Below are 16,437 nucleotides of genomic sequence, written 5' to 3' on the forward strand. Positions count from 1 at the left end.
AGGCTGAAGGACTGGCGCCGTATCGCCACACGCTATGACAGATGCGCCACGACCTTCCTCTCCGCCGTCGCTCTCGCCGCAACCGTCATCTTCTGGCTTTGAAAATCAATGAGTCTGGAGCCTAAGCCGAAAGCGCCGGTCCCTTCGGGGATCGGCGTTTTTCTTGTGAGCAGCCCCCGTGTGGGGTGTCTCGATTCTTGGCGCCCGACAGGTGCCGCGCGCGCCTGCCCGTCAACAGGATGCCCGCTCCTTCGCTTGCGCTCCCGTGTTTCCTGTTTCCCGCCGCGTGGCGGCGGTGACGGATCAGGCTTGTGCGCGCGGCAATCCCTTTGGCGCATCTAGACCACCAACAGGGAGGACTAAAGACATGAAAAACACCGAATATCACCGCATGGACTGGAACGGCGTCGAGCTGGAAATCACCTATCGCCGCTGGCTGAATGGCATGGCCTTGATCGACGTGCACAGCCCGGTGCCCCTGCCGATCGCGCCGGACGGCCTGTTCCGACATGCCCTTAATGCCTCATCGGTCATCGCCGCCGGCGGTCCCGTCGCCTACATCGACGTGATGCTGGCGGCCGAGGGCGAGGCGTAGCGCCTCGCCTCTCAACCTTCCGTCTTTTTCGGGCGCTGCCGGCGGATGTTTTCCGCGAGGCGCGCGAGCGCGTCACGGTCGCGCGTTTCGCACTCCCATATCACCATCACTTTCCAGCCCGCGGCCTCAAGCGCCGCGCGGTTCCGCTTGTCGCGTTCGACGTTGCCGACAAGTTTTGGCTCCCAAAATTCCAGCCGTGACTTCGGCAAGCGCGCGGCCGCGCAACCGGGATGCCGGTGCCAGAAGCATCCATGCACGAAAAGCGCGACCCTCCGGCTCGGAAACACCAGGTCCGGCGCGCCCGGCAGGCGCCGCACATGTAGACGGTAACGGAGACCCGCCGCGTGCAGGACTTTTCGGACGCGCATTTCGGGTTTGGTGTCGCGCCCGCGCACCCGCGCCATCTGGGCGCTGCGCGCGGGATCGACGGCGGTCATTCCGATGCGTCCGGCTCGCCTTCCGCCAGCATTTCCGTGCTGTCCTCGGAAGGTTCCTCGGGCGAGAGGGCGGCGTTCTGGACGAAGGATGCCAGAAAGCCCTGCACGATGCCGACCGTATCGAGGAACGGCGGGTTCTGCTCGAAATGCTCGCCCAGCCGGCGAGTGATGTCCTCGGGCGAATTTGAATCCGCCAGGGACTCGGCCATCGCCCACGCGCGGCCGGGATGCATCACATCCCAGGGAGACCGCTTGTTGGCGCGCGTGGTCGCCGCGTCGCCGTGCTTGCTGATTCCCCAGCAAATGCCGATTTCATTGTTCCAGACCGGCTTGAACGTGCCGATCAGGTGCCGCTCCGCCACCAGTTGCGCGTTCGTCGCGCAGACCAGCCGGCGCGCCTCGAAATCCTCGATCCGCAAGGGATGCGTCAGCCCCTCGCGCTTTGCGTATTCCCCGACCGTCAGGATCATCCGGCGATGATCAGCCAACCGCCCGTAGAGCTGCGGACCTTGCTCGCGCGGCAAGCGCGCGTTGGCGTTCTTGGGATCGGCCTTACCCACGTACATCGGGGTTTCCGTGCCGGAGACTGCGGTATAGGCGGGGTGATCCCCGCGATAGTAAATAGCGTAAACGCCGGAGCCGTAGGTTCGGGCAATGCGATCCAGCCGGACGCGCTCTTGCGCGATCAGCGCCAACGCGACCAGCCGCCCCGCCGTGTCCGGATCGGCCGGATCAAACCACGCGCCGGGGTCCTTGATCGGGTCAAGATCGGCGCGCGCGCCCTCGATCTCCCCCATCAAGGAAAGCAGCTCGGTCATCGCCCTTTTGGCGGCCGGCTTGCTTAAGGTCGGCAGCATCTCGCGCAATCGCGTCAGGCGTTCGCGCAGTTCCTCGATGACGGATTGTTCGGGAGCTCTCGGTTTCCGCGCCATTATGCCGCCACGTTCCGCGCGCCCTCGTTGTCCTTCAGCGCGGCGGTCAGCCAGTCGCCCATCGCCTCCGAGAGCTGCGCGGGCACGGCGTTGCCGAGCTGCCGCATGCTTTCCGTCCATGACCGCGGGAAATGATACGTGTCCGGCAACCCCTGAAGGCGCGCCGCTTCCCGCGTCGTGAAATAGCGCACGCTGCCGTCGTCGCGAACCATCATGTTCTCCCCGCCGGGGACACCATGATCGCCGGCCTTGAGCGCCTTCGCGGGCTGGTCGAGCGGACTTCCGGTATGTCCCGGATACACCCGCGCGCCGGCCTGAAATACATGATTGCCTTGCCCGTTCGGATCACCGAGGTCGGCAAGCGCGTCGCGAACCGTGACCCACGGCCGTTCGGGCGGCGGGACTTTTTGGGAGCGCAACCGTCTAACCGCCGCGCGATCCGCGGAAGGAATGGCATTCTCTTTCGGCATGGCGAGGCCATGCCGCCGCCAATAGTCGCCACTGATCCATTGATCCCACAGAAGGCGCTCGCTGGAATGGGTTTTCGGCGGCGGGGCCAATACCGGATCAAGATCGGAACGGACGCCGGCGACGATGACGCGGTGGCGCTTCTGCGGCGCGCCGTAATCGGCGGCGTTCACCTGGAACACCAGAATTTCATACGCGGCCGGAAGGCTGGCCTTTTCAAGCCGGTCGGCATGCCGCGCGTGATCCTCGCCCCTTTTCCGGGTCAGCTCGGGGTGGCGAAGGTGCGCGACGATCCAGCGGAGATAATCCGCGAAAGCGGGGCGCGCGAGACCGCGCACGTTCTCGAATAGAAACGCCCGCGGGCGGATTTCCCGCACGGCACGGATCGCTTCCGGCCACATGTCGCGCGTGTCCTCATGCCCGCGGTGCTTGCCGCCGATGGAGAAGGGTTGGCACGGCGGGCCGCCCGCCACGAGATCGAGCCCGGCGTAGGCATGCCAATCAACCTCGCGCACGTCGCGCTTTTCCAGCGGCCAGTCGCGGATATGGCGCAGTCGCCGCCGCTTGTTGTGGTGGACGGTGCTGACGGCATCGTCATCCCATTCCACCATCAACTCATGATGAAAACCGGCCCTGGACAGACCGAGGGCAAGTCCCCCGCACCCACTGAACAGCTCGACACTACGCATGCTCGTCCCCCCTTCCAAGGTCCAAGGAAAACAGGGGTCCGCTGGCCTGCTCGATTAACCGTTCCGCCGCGCGCCGGACCAACCACGCGACCGTTACCCCGTTCTGCTTGGCGATGCGCTCAAGCTCCGCGTGTTGTTCACGGGTCAGCGTCGTCGTTACCCTGACCGAATCACGGCCGCTTTTTCCCATAGAATCTCTCCGCGGCGACTTGCAGCAACCCGCAGCGGAATGATGCCATTGTCCGCGGCCGAGGACAAGCAAAAGGTTCCCTATCCGTTCCGGATGGGGTTTCCTGAAAGCGTCACGCCGCGCTCGGGACGACGTTGGCGGCCAGGAAGGCGGCATAGCCGTGTTCATCCATCTGCCCCGCCGCCAGCGCGAGGACCGCGTTCGCGGCATCCTCTTGCGAGGCCGTGAAGCGGTAGCCGTTCAGTTCCAGAAACAGCACGCCGAGCACAAAGCCCGTGCGCTTGTTCCCGTCGATAAAGGGGTGGTTTTTCACGATTCCGGCCGTGTAGAGGGCCGCGAGCCGCACAGGGTCCGGCGCCTCGGCATAGGCCGCATGCTGCTGCGGCCGTGCGAGCGCGGACTTGAGAAGGCCATCATCCCGCACACCGGACGCGCCGCCGTGCAGCACCAGCAAGCGGTCATGCAGGATCAGGGCGTCCCGTTCGTCTATCCAGACGAACGCCGTCATTGCGCGAGAACATGCAGCGTGTCGCGGTAGCGGCGCATGATGTCCTCGGCTTTCGCCATCTTCTTCTCGAAATCGGGATCATAGGGCACCAGCCGATAGCCCCCCTCCGGGGCCTCGGTCAGATACAGCGGCGCGCCATCCTGGGTGTTCAGGCGCGAGATCACTTCCTTGGGCAGCACCACCCCGAGGGAGTTCCCGAACTTCCGCACTTTCAGCTCGACCATTGCGAATCTCCTTCATGTTATTACCATTGTAATAACTTTTGGGGGTTCCGGCAAGCGTCATGAGGATACGGCTACGCTCTCAAAAACGGTCGTTTCCGAGAGGCCGCGCTTGAAGCCACGCGGGCAGCCGACACCCCTGCCCTCTTGTCTCTCAAAACTATCTCTTGAAATTCGTCTCTCAATTCCCCCATAGTGAGACGAGTTTTAAGAGGTTTGCATGCTTGTCGGCTATGCCCGCGTCTCGACGCAGGATCAGAATCCCGCCTTGCAACTCGACGCCCTGACGGCGGCGGGTTGCGAAAAGGTATTCACCGAGAAGGCATCCGGCGCGCAGCGCGACCGGCCCGAACTGGCCGCCGCCCTGTCCTACATGCGATCCGGGGACAGCCTTGTCGTCTGGAAGCTTGACCGCCTGGCGCGTTCCCTACCCCAGCTCATCGAGACCGTCGCCCAGCTTGAAGCCAAGGGCATCGGCTTCCGCTCCCTGACGGAGGCGATCGACACGACGACCGCCGGCGGCAAGCTCATCTTTCACATTTTCGGCGCGCTTGCCGAGTTCGAGCGATCCGTGATCCGCGAACGCACCCGCGCCGGCCTCAAGGCCGCGCGGGAGCGCGGCCGCAAGGGCGGCCGCCCCCCTGCCCTGTCCGCCGCCGACCTGGCGGCCGCCAAGGCGCTGCTCAGTGATCCGGCGATCACCGTGGACGAGGTGGCGGCCCGGTTGAAGGTTTCGCCGGCGACGCTCTACCGGCATTTGCCGGGCGGGCGTGCCGGTATCGAAGGACAGGGGGAAACAAGTGCTCAAGAAGATCATCGGGATTAAAAACGTCGGCCGATTCCACAACTCGGCCGCGCCCGGCAATCCGCAGCTTGCCAAGCACACCTTCATCGCCGGGGCGAACGGCTACGGCAAAACGACGCTCTGTGCCGTCCTGCGCTCCCTGCAAACCGGCGAACCGACCCATATCCTCGGCCGCAAGACCCTTGGCACAGCCGAGGCGCCGACGATCGAGCTGTTGCTGGACGGCGGCCAAGCCCGCTTCGACGGCGCGGCATGGAGCGCGACCAAGCCGGAAATCGCCATCTTCGACGGCGTGTTCGTCGCGGAGAATGTCCATTCCGGCGAGGTCGTGGACATCGAGCACAAGCGCAACCTCTATCGCGTCATCGTCGGCGATGCCGGCGTGAAGCTCGCGGCGCAGGATGCCGACCTGGCTGCCGAGAGCCGCGCCAAGACCGGCGAGATCAGCACGGCGGGCAAGGCGGTTCAGCCGCATGTGCCGGCCGGCATGAAGCTGGACGCCTTCATTACCTTGCCAGAGACGGCCGATATTGCCGCGCAGATCGACGCGCAGGCGCGCAGCGTGGACGCGCTGCGGCAGGCCGGGGCGCTGCGCGCCCGCCCTGCCCTCTCGGAATTTGCCATTCCGACCCTGCCGGCGGATTTTACCGACCTGCTGGCCCGCACCATCGACGACATTGCGCAGGACGCGGAGCAAAGGCTGTCGGCACACCTGGCCGCGCATGGCATGACGGCCAGCGGCGGCAACTGGATCGCGGATGGCCTCGGCCATGCCGACGATACCTGCCCTTTCTGCGGGCAGGACATTCGCGGCCTTCCGCTGATCGCCGCTTTCCGGGCCGTATTCAGCGAGCGTTACGAGGCGCTTGCCGGAGAGATCGCCACCATGAAAGCGGGCGTCGCGCGGGACATGGGCGATGCCGCCCTGGCCCGCCTTGGCACCGTCGCGGAGCAGAACAAGGGCGGCATTGAGTTCTGGCAGAAGTATTGCGCGATCGAGGCCCCTGCCCTCGCCTTGTCGGCCGAGGCCGTCGGGGCGATCCGCGCGCTTGCCGCCGCCGCGATCGGGCTTCTCGACCGCAAGGCGGCCGTGCCGCTCGATAGGATCACGCCGGATGAAGATTTCACCGCCGCCCGCGCCGCCTATGACCGCGCGGCCGCCGCCATCGAGGCGGCGAATACCGCGATCCGCGCGGCAAATGTCGTCATTGCCGACAAGAAGGCGGCCGCCGACGCGGGCGACCTCAAGGCCGCCGAGGCCGAGCTGGCCCGCCTGACGGCAATCCAGACCCGGCACCGTGCGGACGTGTCGGACCTTTGCGCCGCCTATACGAAGCTCTCCGGCGAAAAGGACGCCATCGAGGCACGCAAGGAGGCCGTAAGGAAGCAGCTCGACGCGCACACAAAGACCGTGGTGAAGCCCTACGAGCGGCGCATCAATGACTATCTGGCCGCGTTCAACGCCGGCTTCACCATCACCGAGACCAAACACGCCTACCCCGGCGGCGTCGCCACATCGAGCTATCAGCTCGTCATCAACGACACGGCCGTTGACCTTGGCGACAGCAAGACGCCGGGGGATCGGCCGAGCTTCAAGAACACCCTCAGCGCCGGCGACCGCACCACTCTCGCCCTCGCGTTTTTCCTCGCGCACTTGGAGCGCGATCCGGCAGCAGCCGCAAAGCTGGTCATATTCGACGATCCCTTTAACAGTCAGGACGCTTTTCGACGCCGACAGACCGTGCACGAGATCATGAAGGTGGCCGGAAAGTGCGCCCAGGTTATCGTGCTTTCCCACGATACCACTTTCCTCAAGCAGGTATGGGACAAGGCGCCGGCCGCCGAGCGTGTCGCGCTGACAATAGCCGATCACCGCGCCCAAGGCTCGAAGATCATGCCGGTGGACCTCGAACACGCCTGCCGGGGCCGGACGGCCACCGACATTGACGACCTGCAAACTTATCTCACCAGCGGCGCCGGCGGCTTGCTCGACATCATCCGCAAGATGCGCGTCGTCCTCGAAACCTATTGTCGGACGACCTATCCGGGTAGCTTCCTTGCCGATGATTGGCTGGGCGACATGGTGCGGAAGATACGCGAGGGCGGCGAGGTTCATCCCGCGCAGGCGCTCTATGACGAGCTGGATCAGATCAACGGCTACACGAGCCAGTATCACCACGGAGAGAACATGGCCGACGCCACGCCGGACCAGATCGATCCGAGCGAGCTGACCGGCTTCACGCGGCGCACCCTGCGAATCGTCAACGCCCTACAAGCATAGGAAAGCCTGAACACGACTGCACAATCAGGGACGCCCGCGCTTTTCAAACCAGCTCTGGCAGAATTTCACGAAGTGCCGCTCCGGATTCTTCGGCACGATTTCATTTTCCCCGAGCCAGTTGCGCCATTCCTGTTCCAGATAGTGCACGTCCCACCCCGGCGCGACGTTGCGGGCATCCCCGTAAATGTCCGGATCGAGAGAGCCGCGCCACGCATCGGCGGCCGGCACGGCGGTTTTCATCGTGCCGCGATTGGTGAAGGTCACCATGTCCTTCTTGGCGTCGAACTCCACGCGGTAATCCGGCAGGTGATCGCTCGCCGCGAGGTTCTTTATCATCTGCCGGAACAGCTTCTCCGAGCTTTGCGAGCCGGATTTCTTCAGCAGCAGCTCAAGCGAGGCTTTCCACCCCGGTTGCTGGCCGCAATGCTTGCGCGCCAGCTCGTAGACGCGCCGCTCCAAGGGCTTGCGCAGCCGGAAATAATCCCGGTGCAGCGTCAGAACGTCATTGCTCTTGATCGCATTGAAGACCCAATCCGATAGCTTGATCTCGCAATGCAGCAAGCGCCCGTCGAGGCCGTGCTTGCGGCGGATGGAGGAAGCATCGATCAGCCCGAAGCCGTCCACCTGCTCTTCGTCGCCGGTGACAATGTTCGTGCGGATGCGCGTACCCTCAAGGCGGTCGAGCGCTTCGACCAGAGCCTTGTAGTCCTTGCCCGCCGTGCCCCGGTTAGCGAAGATCAGCAAGTCGCGGCTGCTGATCCGCACCCGCTGCGAAACCTTCTCCCCCGCCTTCAGCTTCGCCATGATCTGCGAAATGCAATAGATCAGAATATCCTTGTCGTAGATCGTGGCGAGCCCCTTCACACTCGGCGTGATTTCGAGCCATTGGCCATTGTGCTCGTAGCGCCGAACGGAAGTCTCCGGCTTCTTCGACAGTGAGTAGAACGGATGCTCCATCTGCGGCATCACGTCCTTCAGCACCGCATCCGCCACGTCGCAGATGAACAGGTCATACTGCGGATGACGCTCCGGCAGGAGCGCATCGTGAACGACAGGCAGATTCGGGGTTTCAGATACCATGGCCTACGTTCGGGGTTTCAGATACCGAAGTCAAGTGATTCGGGGTTTTACATACCGCATGCCATAATTCGGGGTTTCAGATACCCGAGGTGCCCACCCGCCCCCTGTTCGGGGTTTCAGATACCGACGCCCGGATTCGGGGTTTTAAACACCGAGATTCGGGGTTTCAGATACCACGATTCGGGGTTTCAGATACCAAATCCGTAAAACCGGAGCCGATTCAGTCCCTTGAATCAGTTAGTTAAAGGCTTTCCGGAATCGCTTAACACTGACTCTAACACCTATTTAACACCCTCTCCTGACAGCTCCGCCTGTGGATAACTATCGGACAGGTCTCGACCTACCACCCGCAGCTGCGCCAGCGGGGAGGCCAAAAAGGCTTGGCAATGAAGATGGAGAGGCGGACAGGGCAGCGCCTAAGCTCCGATGAAGCGCGAGCGGCTAACGATCGCGGCTCTAGCCCCTTCGTCACTCCAAAGCAGGCGGTCCACCCTCCCCTGCCCTATCTTGGCGCATTGCCGCCGGATCAGCTCACCCTTGCCGTAGCCCGTGATCGGTTTCCACCAGTCCGAGCTTGGCGCGACCTGGCAGTCCGCGACCTCGACATGCGCCCAGCCTGCCTTGTCGATCTTCACCACCTGGCCGATGATGATCCGTTGTCCTATCCGAACCGGAGGTTTTCGGGACTTCCGGCCCGCCGCCGCGCGGCGCTGTGGTTTCCAAACCGGCTCCTGCCAGCGGATCACGTCGGCTTCGATGAAATCACGCCCGCAGGCCGTCCATTCCACGATCCCCCACCTTCTCGGGAAAACCCCTGTCACCATGATACCACGGCGCGCGTCAGCTATCCATTAACAGGGTACCGTCAGATACCATTGGATACCCTAGGCTATAGTAGCCTACTGTAGGATATCCTATTGAAAGATACCTTAGGTATAGGGTAGGGTACCAAAAACCCGTTCTCCTTACCCATGCGAGCCCTGCCAATGCCCACCATCACCTTCGCCAACTCAAAGGGCGGCTCCGGCAAAACCACCTCAGCCTTGCTTCTGGCCTGCGAGTTGGCGACGGCCAAGCCTGTGACCCTGATCGACGCCGATCCCCGCCATCCTGTCACCGCTTGGGCGAAGCTGGCAGGTGCCCCCAAAAACCTCAGCATTGTCACGAACGAATCCGAGAAAACCATTCTCGACGAGATCGAAGCGGCCGCAGCCAGCTCCACCTTTGTGGTTATCGACCTGGAAGGCACGGCCTCGCGCCTTTCAAGCTACGCGATCAGCCAATCCGATTTCGTCATTATCCCGATGAAAGAGCAACAGCAGGACGCGAACGCGGCGATCACGGTCATTGAGGAAATACACCGCGACATGAAGGCGGTACGCCGCACGATTCCCTTTGCCGTGCTCTTCACGCAAACCAAGGTCGTTGCGAAGTCGCGCACCGCGCGCTTCGTCTCCGGCCAGTTCCGCCAGAGCGACAAGGTGGACACCTTTCTGACGGAAATTCACGAACGCGATGCCTATTCCGCGATCTTCGCGGCCGGCGGCTCCGTTCGCGATCTAAGCGCTAAGGAAGTCAATAACTTGGAAGCGGCGATCCTCAATGCACAGGATTTTGCCGCCGAGGTCATCGACAAGCTGCGCCGCCATCGCGACGCGGCGAAGGAGGTAGCATGATGGCCGGGGAACGTAAGCCCCTCGATTTTGGCAGCCTTGACGACTTTGACACGCCGAAGCGCAGCAAAATAGAGGCCGAAGTCTTCGCGCCGCTAGACACGAAGAAGGCCGTCGATCAGGCATCCGCTTTTCCAAGCCGCGAGCGGCCGGACGACGCCCAAATCAACATCAAAGCACCCGCTGCCGTGCTGCACCGCTTTCGATCCATGGCGAAGAAGGAACGCTATACGCTTGGCGCATTCCTCGAAATCCTCATGGAGGCTTACGATGAGAAATAAGCCGCCGCGCGCTGATGACGGCGAAAACGACCTGACACCGGAGCTGCAATCCGCGCTCGATGCCTGGGAAGTAGGGCAGGGGGATACCCCCGATCCCGTGCCGCATCCGGCGCTTGCCGGCCTTCGCGACGCCTTCGACGCTCTGCCGGACGTGCGGCGGCTGCACGAGCTGGTGGACGCCGCCATGAACGACACCGCCGAACCCGTGCCGGTGACGATCCCTGTCCAGCCGGGGCTTTTGCGCCTGCTGGCGCATGTTGCGGAGCTGGACGCGGCGGCCGCAGGCCGCGCGCCCGCGCCGGTGAGCGCTGCCCTGGCGCAGCGCGTCCATAACGACCTGCACATGCTGCTGCACCAGCTCGCCACCGATCCAACCCGTCATCCCCATTATGCAAAGGCATGGAACGCCCTTTGCGCCGCCGAAGGCGCGCCCGAACTGGCAGTGCCTGCCGATCCCCCTCAATCCGGGCCTCAGGCGGCCGAGAGAGGGCCTTTCTGATGCTGAGGGCACACGGACGCCACCTCTATGCGTTCGTCGTGCTCCTTGGCCTTCTCCTGGCCTTTGCGGCCCCGGCAATAGGGCAGGGGTGGAGTGACCCGCTCGCCGCGACCCCGTGGTACGAGCGAGACCTGACGCCGACCTGGGCCGACTATGCGGCTGGCATCCGCCGCAATCTCCCCGGCGTCGGGATGCGCATGGCGATACAGTTCCCCTTTCTCCTGCCCCTCCTGCTGCTCCTGTCCTTCGCCGCCATGGCCGCCGCACCCTTTCTGAGGCGCCTGGCCGGTCTTGCGGACGCACCGCCCGGCCCCCGCCCGTGGAAAACACGGGCACTGATCATTGGGGCGCAATTCCTCGGGCTCACCGCCCTGCTGGCGGTGCTCAACTGGCCGCTTGACACCCCGCGTCCGGCCTTCCCCCCCGATCCGACCTATAAGCCGGCCCTCCTGATCGGTGCCCTGATCACAGCCGCCTTCCTGCTGGCGGCCGTGAAGGGGATTATCTGGTTCTTGCGCTTACGCTTCCGGCAGGTGCCCCCCAAGACCCCGCCGCCGCTGTCCGACAACTACGGGACCGCCAGCTACGCCGAGATGCGCCCGGTCATGCCGAACTTCGCCTATGCGGTGCATGGCGTGTTTTTCGGGAAAAGCAGTGCGCCCGAGCTGGACGCGGTGCCGCTCGCGCAGCAGCCCGGCGCGCCAGTGCTCTCGACACCCGAACATCACACTTTGATCGTGGCGCGCACCCGGACGGGGAAGGGCACCCGCGTCATCGTGCCGACCCTGCTGCGCTATGCGGGATCGGCCATCGTCATCGACCCCAAGGGCGAGAATGCCGCCATCACCGCCCGCGTCCGCTACGGCATGCTCAACAAGGAGGTGCATGTCATCAACCCGTGGGGTGAGCTGGCCGCGACCTTCAAGGAACGCGGCCTGCCGCCCGCCACCTTCAACCCGCTCGACGTGCTGCGCAGGGACGATCCGAACGCCGTCGCGGTCGCGCAGTCCCTCGCGGGCGCGGTCTGCCCTTCAAGTCCCGGCGACAAGGACCGCTACTGGCAGGGCAGCGCGGCCAATGTGCTGACCGCCGTGCTCCTGTGGATCACGGATCAGCCGGGCGAGCAAAAGACGCTCGCCCGCGCCCGCGAGATCGTCAGCCTCAGCCGCAAGGACTTCACGGGCAGGTTTCTGGTGCCTATGGCGGCATCGAGCGCCTTCGGCGGCGCGATCCGGGAGATGGCCAGCCCCTATCTCGACCTGGCCGACGAGACCTATAGCGGCATCATGGCGAACCTGTCGGAGAACACCAAGTTCCTCTCCGACCCGCAGGTGAAGGCCGCCACGGCCGCGTCGTCCTTTGACCTGGCCGACCTGATCCGCGATCCGGTGACGGTCTATCTGGTCATCCCGCCCGACCGCATCGACACGCAGCGCACATGGCTGCGGCTGATGACGGCGGCGGCCATGCACACCTTCAAGCGCTATCCGCTCGAAGGCCGCCCGCCGCACCGCTGCATGATTCTGATGGACGAGTTCCCCGCCTTGGGCCGCATCGAGGATATGCCGCGCGACATCGCCACCATGTCGGGCTACGGCATCGACTTTACCCTGGTCGTGCAGGGGCTCGACCAGCTCAAGGACATCTACGGCGCCGCCGGCGCCGGCACGCTGCTCTCCAACTGCGCCTATAAGTGGTTCTGCAACGTCAGCGACCTCGAATCCGCGAAGTACCTTTCCGACACGCTCGGCAAGATGACCGTGCGCACCATCGGGCGGGGGGAGTCCGAGAACCTGGGGCCGGGCGGCGCGGCCAAGGGCGAAAGCGTCAACTACGGCGAGACCGGCCGGCCGCTGCTGATGCCCGACGAGGTGCTGTCCCTGGGGCGGGACGTGGCGATCGTCCTCAATCCCGAGGGCCGCCCGCATTACCTCCGCCCCGTGGATTACTGGCGCATCGCGGAAGCCTTCGCCTCGCTCGCCGCCACCTATCCGAAGCTCTATTGGGAGCCGCCGCTGGCCTGGGACGACAACCCCTATGTTGTGCGGGGCGGCAAAAAGGACGGTCACAGGCGGAAGCAGCCCGAACCGCCCAAACCGGCCTCCGGCCCGATGAGCCGGCGGCGGGCGCTCTCCGTCCTCGGCCTGGCCGAAGGGGCGACCCCCGCCGAGATCGCCGCCGCGCACAGGCAGCTCATCAAAAAGCTGCATCCGGACACGGGCGGCACCAACGGCCTCGCGCAGCTCCTGAACGAGGCCCGCGAGGTGCTCCTGAAAGGCGCGGCGTCATGATTCCGGAGGCCGGTTTGGGCGGTTCGTGCTATGATGCGACTCGCGCGCCGCCCGACCGAATCCACGCCGAAGGCGACGCGGCGCGCACTTACCGGCACGGGAAAGCCGTTGCCGCATACTGCGGTACCCCATGCCGCCACGCTTGCCGTGGTATCCTGAAATATGCGTTGGAAGCGGCTGCAAGCCATGGACGGGGTACCCGTCCTCCGCGCCCCATAGGGGGCGCTGGCTTGGCAAGGGCGGCGCTTCGCCCTCCCGTTGCATCCCTCCCGACCAGGGCTTTGACAGCCCGTGGACCCGTCCGGGGAGCCTTCGTGCTCCCTGCGACCCATGACGGAGGCTTTGCCTCTCGACACCATCCGGGGGCGTCCCTGCCCCTGGAAACCCAGGCAAGGGCTATCGCGCCCTTGACCACTCGCCGGCGACTTTCGCGTCCCGGCACCCACGACCAGAGCTTTCGCGCTCTGGACGACGAGCAGGCGGCCTTCGCGCCCCTGCACCCTGACGAGGGGTTTGCGCCCCCTCGACCCCGCGCGGGACACGCCGTTCCCGCACCTCGGCCGGGTTTCGTCCCGGTGACGACCATGGGGCGGCCATGGAGCCGGACAACGGTGCGCGCAGCACGGGAGACCGCAGCCAAAGGGGGAGGGGCATGGCGGATGATGTGACGACGCCCTGGCACCTTGCCGACCTGTCCGCCGAAGCGGCGGACAGTGACCCGCTGGCCGGAGCGCGGCTTATGGCAAGGGCTGCCGGTTTTGGCAGCCGTGTCGATCTTTTCATCATCGCCCATGCACGCGGCCTCCGGATCATGCCGGAGGGCACGGCATGACCGACACCCCGCCGCCCCCGAAACGTCCCAAGTCCGAGACCCGGAAGCGCGTCCGGCAGGTGAAGGCGCGCTTCACCGAGGCTGAGCATGCCGCCTTCCTCGCCCGCGCCGACAAGGCGGGGCTCGCGGCGGCCGCCTTTCTCCGGGCGACGGCGCTCGGGGACGCCGGCCCGCGCGCGCAGAAGAAGGTGCCCGCCGACGCCCAGGCGCTGCGGGAGGTGATCGGGCATCTCGGCAAGATCGGCAGCAACCTCAACCAGATCGCCCGCTACCTGCATACCGGCGGCAGCGCCGCCGTGGTCTTGCAGGACATCCGGGACACTCTAGCCGATCACGCGCGCATCCGCGACCGCCTCTATGAGGCGCTTGGCAAGACCCCTGATCACGCCCCGCCCGCCGCGCTCGATCCGCCGCCGGCGGCCTCGAAATTCATCCCGCCCCCGAAGTCCTGACGGCGCCGCATGATCATCAAGGGGGGATCACGCGGCGGACCTGGACAGCTCGCCGCCCACCTGCAGCGCACCGACACCAACGAGCGCGTCGAGGTGCTGGAGCTGCATGCCGGCACCGACGACCTCACGGCGGCCTTCCGCGACTGGCAGACCCTTTCCGAGGGCACGCGCGGCACCAAGGGGCTCTATCACGTCAACATCGACCCCGACGCCCGCTATGACGTGACCCGCGATCAATGGGCGCGCGCGGTGGACGTGCTCGAGCGGGAGCTGGGCCTTCAGGGCCAGCCCCGCGCCGTCGTCATGCATGAGAAAAAGGGCCGCCAGCACATTCATGTCGTCTGGCAGCGCACCGACATCGAAACCATGACGCTGCGCGACGACGGTTTCAATTACCTCGCCCATGAACGCGCCAGCCAGCGGCTCGAACGGGAGTTCGGGCATGAGCCCGTCCCCGGCAAGCATGCCAAGCGCGACCGCAAAAAACAGCCCGACTTCCCCCGCGCCGAGGTCAATCATGCCGAATGGCAGCAGGCCGAGCGCGCCGGCCTTTCCGTCGCCGACCGGCGGGCGCAGATCGCCGCTCTCAAGGAATCCTGCGACAGCGGCGCGGCCTTCAAGGCCGCGCTTGCGGAGGCGGGCTATGTGCTGGCGAAGGGCGACAAGCGGGATTTCGTGCTCGTGGACGCCGCCGGCGAGACCTACAGCCTCGGCCGGGAGCTGAAGATGAAGGCGGCGGAGGTACGCGCCTTCATGGCGGAGGTGGACCGCGACGCGCTTCCGGCCGCGCGGGAGGCGGCCGCCATGCAGCGGGCGCGCGCCGAAACGGCACTGGCGGCGCCGGAGCCCCTGCGGGTTCCGGAGCAATCCCCCGCGCCCGACCATCCGTCCCCGGCCGAGGATCCGGTTCCCGCGCCGGAAGAGACGCGAAAGCCGGATCTCGATCCGGCCGTGTCGGCGGCGCTCGCCGCGCGCGAAGAGCGGGATAGGGCCAAGCTGGCGGAATGGCATGAGGCCGAGACCCGCCAGCTCGATTATGTGCTGTCGCGCGAGATCGACGAGAAGCTGGCCGGCCTCGATCGCCAGCACACGGCGGAGCGCGAGCGGCTGAAGCGGGAGCAGCGCGAAGCCGCCGGCGGCATCGAGGGCTTTATCGAGGCGCTGCAAAACCGCCTGAATCCGGGCCGTGGCGCGGAGAAGCTGGCGGAGCGCAAGAAGGAATGGCGGCAGCTCCATGCCCGCCAGGCGCGGGAACGCGCCGACATGGAGGTGCTTTTGGCGCAGGACAAGGCCGAGGAAATCGCGGCGCTGCACGAGCGCCACGCGCAGCAACGGCGTGAACAGGACGCCGGTTTTGCGGCCGACCGCCAGCGCTATGCCGAGGACGCCGCGCGCGCCGAGCGCTTGCTGCGGCAGATCGAGGAAGACCGCCGCGCCCGGGAAGAGGCGCTCAGGCAGGGGAGGGGGCCGGAAGGCCCGCCCGGCAGGGTAAAGTAGGCGGCTCGCGTTTCCTGCAACCGAAACCGGGCCGTACCAGGAAGAACAAGGTTGCCACGGATGAAGCCGAAACCGACCCCGACGAAGACGAGGACGAGCTGGAGGAACCGCCCGAGCTGCTGCCCGGCTTCATGCCCAACTTCCGCCGCCTGCTGTCGCGCATGCTCAAGCCGGGCAAACGGCTGAAAATCAAGCGGCGCGTCCCGAGCCTGTCCACCCTGCTTGCCCGCTTCGCGGAGCAGTCGAAGTTCCTGCGCACGGCACCGCCGCCCGTGCCGAAGCCGGAATCCCGCCCCCCACCCGACCGGCCGCCGCCACTGAAACCGCGGTTCAGGAAACCGGCGGGGCCGAAGATGTAATAAATAAATAAACCAGGTAATTCTTGAATTATTAATAAATAATTGCGAGAATTAAGGTGAGCATAAAGAGATTTATGCTTGGGTTTCGCAGCCCTTTCATAACTACGGTTGGTATGTTCCGAGAAACATGCCGCCTTCGGCTATTTGGCCGGGAGGCGGCAGTGGTTACATATAGTAGCTGGATGTCCAAGCCTCGCGGCCAAAGACTGCCGCACCATCTTTAGGGTCAGGACCCATTGATTGGCTTGATGTCGCCGCCCCTGCGTGATTCAAGCGCTCCGCGCTGACGGGGGGCATGATGAGCAATCTTTTCTGGCTGACGGACGAGCAGATGGAGCGGCTGAAGC

The 16,437-nt window shown here is 65.1% G+C and carries 19 protein-coding genes and 1 pseudogene; 12 read left to right on the forward strand and 8 right to left on the reverse strand.

Features of this window, described 5'->3' with window-relative positions:
* Both ACFSGJ_RS17420 and ACFSGJ_RS17425 read left to right on the forward strand, forming a co-directional pair.
* Window positions 1-102 (forward strand): annotated as a pseudogene (locus tag ACFSGJ_RS17420) (IS5/IS1182 family transposase); the annotation flags it as partial.
* A 265-nt stretch (window positions 103-367) separates the two neighbouring features.
* On the forward strand, window positions 368-595 hold the full coding sequence (locus ACFSGJ_RS17425) for a hypothetical protein (protein ID WP_390264776.1): 228 nt from the start codon (window positions 368-370) through the stop codon (window positions 593-595).
* Between the two features lie 11 nt (window positions 596-606).
* Here ACFSGJ_RS17425 and ACFSGJ_RS17430 read toward each other — a convergent pair whose 3' ends face one another.
* Genes ACFSGJ_RS17430 through ACFSGJ_RS17455 form a run of 6 tightly spaced genes read right to left on the reverse strand, consistent with a single transcriptional unit; the run spans window position 607 to window position 4,043 of the window.
* Window positions 607-1,032, reverse strand: coding sequence for a very short patch repair endonuclease (locus ACFSGJ_RS17430; protein ID WP_390264779.1), 426 nt, complete (start codon window positions 1,030-1,032; stop codon window positions 607-609).
* The gene (locus ACFSGJ_RS17435; RefSeq protein WP_390264781.1) at window positions 1,029-1,964 is read right to left on the reverse strand and encodes an Eco29kI family restriction endonuclease; all 936 of its coding nucleotides are present in this window, start codon (window positions 1,962-1,964) and stop codon (window positions 1,029-1,031) included. The genes ACFSGJ_RS17430 and ACFSGJ_RS17435 overlap by 4 nt, the downstream gene beginning before the upstream one ends.
* Entirely contained in the window at window positions 1,964-3,121 is a 1,158-nt protein-coding gene (locus ACFSGJ_RS17440) for a DNA cytosine methyltransferase (protein ID WP_390264784.1), read from the reverse strand. Before ACFSGJ_RS17440 ends, ACFSGJ_RS17435 begins: the two co-directional genes overlap by 1 nt.
* The gene (locus ACFSGJ_RS17445; protein WP_390264787.1) at window positions 3,114-3,521 is read right to left on the reverse strand and encodes a ribbon-helix-helix domain-containing protein; all 408 of its coding nucleotides are present in this window, start codon (window positions 3,519-3,521) and stop codon (window positions 3,114-3,116) included. The genes ACFSGJ_RS17440 and ACFSGJ_RS17445 overlap by 8 nt, the downstream gene beginning before the upstream one ends.
* Window positions 3,424-3,819 carry a type II toxin-antitoxin system death-on-curing family toxin gene (locus tag ACFSGJ_RS17450; protein WP_390264790.1) on the reverse strand — a complete coding sequence of 132 codons (396 nt, stop codon included), beginning with the start codon at window positions 3,817-3,819 and terminating at the stop codon, window positions 3,424-3,426. The genes ACFSGJ_RS17445 and ACFSGJ_RS17450 overlap by 98 nt, the downstream gene beginning before the upstream one ends.
* Entirely contained in the window at window positions 3,816-4,043 is a 228-nt protein-coding gene (locus tag ACFSGJ_RS17455; RefSeq protein WP_390264792.1) for an AbrB/MazE/SpoVT family DNA-binding domain-containing protein, read from the reverse strand. The genes ACFSGJ_RS17450 and ACFSGJ_RS17455 overlap by 4 nt, the downstream gene beginning before the upstream one ends.
* 217 nt (window positions 4,044-4,260) lie before the next feature.
* Between ACFSGJ_RS17455 and ACFSGJ_RS17460 the strand changes: the two genes are divergently transcribed.
* Both ACFSGJ_RS17460 and ACFSGJ_RS17465 read left to right on the forward strand, forming a co-directional pair.
* Window positions 4,261-4,866: a recombinase family protein gene (locus ACFSGJ_RS17460; RefSeq protein WP_390264795.1), complete on the forward strand. Its 606-nt coding sequence runs from the start codon at window positions 4,261-4,263 to the stop codon at window positions 4,864-4,866.
* Complete coding sequence (locus tag ACFSGJ_RS17465) at window positions 4,841-7,126, forward strand: AAA family ATPase (protein WP_390264798.1); 2,286 nt, start codon at window positions 4,841-4,843, stop codon at window positions 7,124-7,126. The genes ACFSGJ_RS17460 and ACFSGJ_RS17465 overlap by 26 nt, the downstream gene beginning before the upstream one ends.
* 24 nt (window positions 7,127-7,150) lie before the next feature.
* Here ACFSGJ_RS17465 and ACFSGJ_RS17470 read toward each other — a convergent pair whose 3' ends face one another.
* Window positions 7,151-8,206 carry a replication initiator protein A gene (locus ACFSGJ_RS17470; protein ID WP_390264801.1) on the reverse strand — a complete coding sequence of 352 codons (1,056 nt, stop codon included), beginning with the start codon at window positions 8,204-8,206 and terminating at the stop codon, window positions 7,151-7,153.
* 416 nt (window positions 8,207-8,622) lie between these two features.
* Entirely contained in the window at window positions 8,623-8,994 is a 372-nt protein-coding gene (locus ACFSGJ_RS17475; RefSeq protein ID WP_390264804.1) for a hypothetical protein, read from the reverse strand.
* Between the two features lie 198 nt (window positions 8,995-9,192).
* Here ACFSGJ_RS17475 and ACFSGJ_RS17480 point away from each other — a divergent pair, with 198 nt between their 5' ends.
* From ACFSGJ_RS17480 to ACFSGJ_RS17515, 8 genes are all read left to right on the forward strand, one after another.
* Window positions 9,193-9,882 (forward strand): AAA family ATPase, encoded by a 690-nt coding sequence (locus tag ACFSGJ_RS17480; RefSeq protein ID WP_390264807.1) that lies wholly within the window; start codon window positions 9,193-9,195, stop codon window positions 9,880-9,882.
* The gene (locus tag ACFSGJ_RS17485; protein WP_390264810.1) at window positions 9,879-10,160 is read left to right on the forward strand and encodes a hypothetical protein; all 282 of its coding nucleotides are present in this window, start codon (window positions 9,879-9,881) and stop codon (window positions 10,158-10,160) included. The genes ACFSGJ_RS17480 and ACFSGJ_RS17485 overlap by 4 nt, the downstream gene beginning before the upstream one ends.
* On the forward strand, window positions 10,150-10,659 hold the full coding sequence (locus ACFSGJ_RS17490) for a hypothetical protein (protein ID WP_390264813.1): 510 nt from the start codon (window positions 10,150-10,152) through the stop codon (window positions 10,657-10,659). Before ACFSGJ_RS17485 ends, ACFSGJ_RS17490 begins: the two co-directional genes overlap by 11 nt.
* Before the next feature lie 197 nt (window positions 10,660-10,856).
* A complete protein-coding gene (locus ACFSGJ_RS17495) occupies window positions 10,857-12,950 on the forward strand; it encodes a type IV secretory system conjugative DNA transfer family protein (protein WP_390264816.1) in 2,094 nt (697 codons plus the stop codon).
* Window positions 12,951-13,602: 652 nt separating this feature from the next.
* Complete coding sequence (locus ACFSGJ_RS17500) at window positions 13,603-13,782, forward strand: hypothetical protein (protein ID WP_390264819.1); 180 nt, start codon at window positions 13,603-13,605, stop codon at window positions 13,780-13,782.
* Window positions 13,779-14,234, forward strand: a complete 456-nt coding sequence (locus tag ACFSGJ_RS17505; protein WP_390264822.1) for a MobC family plasmid mobilization relaxosome protein — start codon at window positions 13,779-13,781, stop codon at window positions 14,232-14,234. The genes ACFSGJ_RS17500 and ACFSGJ_RS17505 overlap by 4 nt, the downstream gene beginning before the upstream one ends.
* A gap of 9 nt (window positions 14,235-14,243) precedes the next feature.
* Window positions 14,244-15,731 carry a relaxase/mobilization nuclease domain-containing protein gene (locus ACFSGJ_RS17510; protein ID WP_390264825.1) on the forward strand — a complete coding sequence of 496 codons (1,488 nt, stop codon included), beginning with the start codon at window positions 14,244-14,246 and terminating at the stop codon, window positions 15,729-15,731.
* Window positions 15,732-15,862: 131 nt separating this feature from the next.
* Window positions 15,863-16,090, forward strand: a complete 228-nt coding sequence (locus tag ACFSGJ_RS17515; RefSeq protein WP_390264828.1) for a hypothetical protein — start codon at window positions 15,863-15,865, stop codon at window positions 16,088-16,090.
* Window positions 16,091-16,437: the final 347 nt, after the last annotated feature.

The organism is Halodurantibacterium flavum (assembly GCF_042681825.1).
Taxonomy (GTDB): domain Bacteria; phylum Pseudomonadota; class Alphaproteobacteria; order Rhodobacterales; family Rhodobacteraceae; genus Halodurantibacterium; species Halodurantibacterium flavum.

Excerpts from the sequence above, each read along its gene's own strand:
- ACFSGJ_RS17425 (WP_390264776.1), top strand. The coding sequence starts at position 368 with ATGAAAAACACCGAATATCACCGCATGGACTGGAACGGCGTCGAGCTG.
- ACFSGJ_RS17430 (WP_390264779.1), bottom strand. The coding sequence starts at position 1,032 with ATGACCGCCGTCGATCCCGCGCGCAGCGCCCAGATGGCGCGGGTGCGC.
- ACFSGJ_RS17435 (WP_390264781.1), bottom strand. The coding sequence starts at position 1,964 with ATGGCGCGGAAACCGAGAGCTCCCGAACAATCCGTCATCGAGGAACTG.
- ACFSGJ_RS17440 (WP_390264784.1), bottom strand. The coding sequence starts at position 3,121 with ATGCGTAGTGTCGAGCTGTTCAGTGGGTGCGGGGGACTTGCCCTCGGT.
- ACFSGJ_RS17445 (WP_390264787.1), bottom strand. The coding sequence starts at position 3,521 with ATGCCGCGAACGCGGTCCTCGCGCTGGCGGCGGGGCAGATGGATGAAC.
- ACFSGJ_RS17450 (WP_390264790.1), bottom strand. The coding sequence starts at position 3,819 with ATGACGGCGTTCGTCTGGATAGACGAACGGGACGCCCTGATCCTGCAT.
- ACFSGJ_RS17455 (WP_390264792.1), bottom strand. The coding sequence starts at position 4,043 with ATGGTCGAGCTGAAAGTGCGGAAGTTCGGGAACTCCCTCGGGGTGGTG.
- ACFSGJ_RS17460 (WP_390264795.1), top strand. The coding sequence starts at position 4,261 with ATGCTTGTCGGCTATGCCCGCGTCTCGACGCAGGATCAGAATCCCGCC.
- ACFSGJ_RS17470 (WP_390264801.1), bottom strand. The coding sequence starts at position 8,206 with ATGGTATCTGAAACCCCGAATCTGCCTGTCGTTCACGATGCGCTCCTG.
- ACFSGJ_RS17480 (WP_390264807.1), top strand. The coding sequence starts at position 9,193 with ATGCCCACCATCACCTTCGCCAACTCAAAGGGCGGCTCCGGCAAAACC.
- ACFSGJ_RS17485 (WP_390264810.1), top strand. The coding sequence starts at position 9,879 with ATGATGGCCGGGGAACGTAAGCCCCTCGATTTTGGCAGCCTTGACGAC.
- ACFSGJ_RS17490 (WP_390264813.1), top strand. The coding sequence starts at position 10,150 with ATGAGAAATAAGCCGCCGCGCGCTGATGACGGCGAAAACGACCTGACA.
- ACFSGJ_RS17495 (WP_390264816.1), top strand. The coding sequence starts at position 10,857 with ATGGCGATACAGTTCCCCTTTCTCCTGCCCCTCCTGCTGCTCCTGTCC.
- ACFSGJ_RS17500 (WP_390264819.1), top strand. The coding sequence starts at position 13,603 with ATGGCGGATGATGTGACGACGCCCTGGCACCTTGCCGACCTGTCCGCC.
- ACFSGJ_RS17505 (WP_390264822.1), top strand. The coding sequence starts at position 13,779 with ATGACCGACACCCCGCCGCCCCCGAAACGTCCCAAGTCCGAGACCCGG.
- ACFSGJ_RS17510 (WP_390264825.1), top strand. The coding sequence starts at position 14,244 with ATGATCATCAAGGGGGGATCACGCGGCGGACCTGGACAGCTCGCCGCC.
- ACFSGJ_RS17515 (WP_390264828.1), top strand. The coding sequence starts at position 15,863 with ATGCCCAACTTCCGCCGCCTGCTGTCGCGCATGCTCAAGCCGGGCAAA.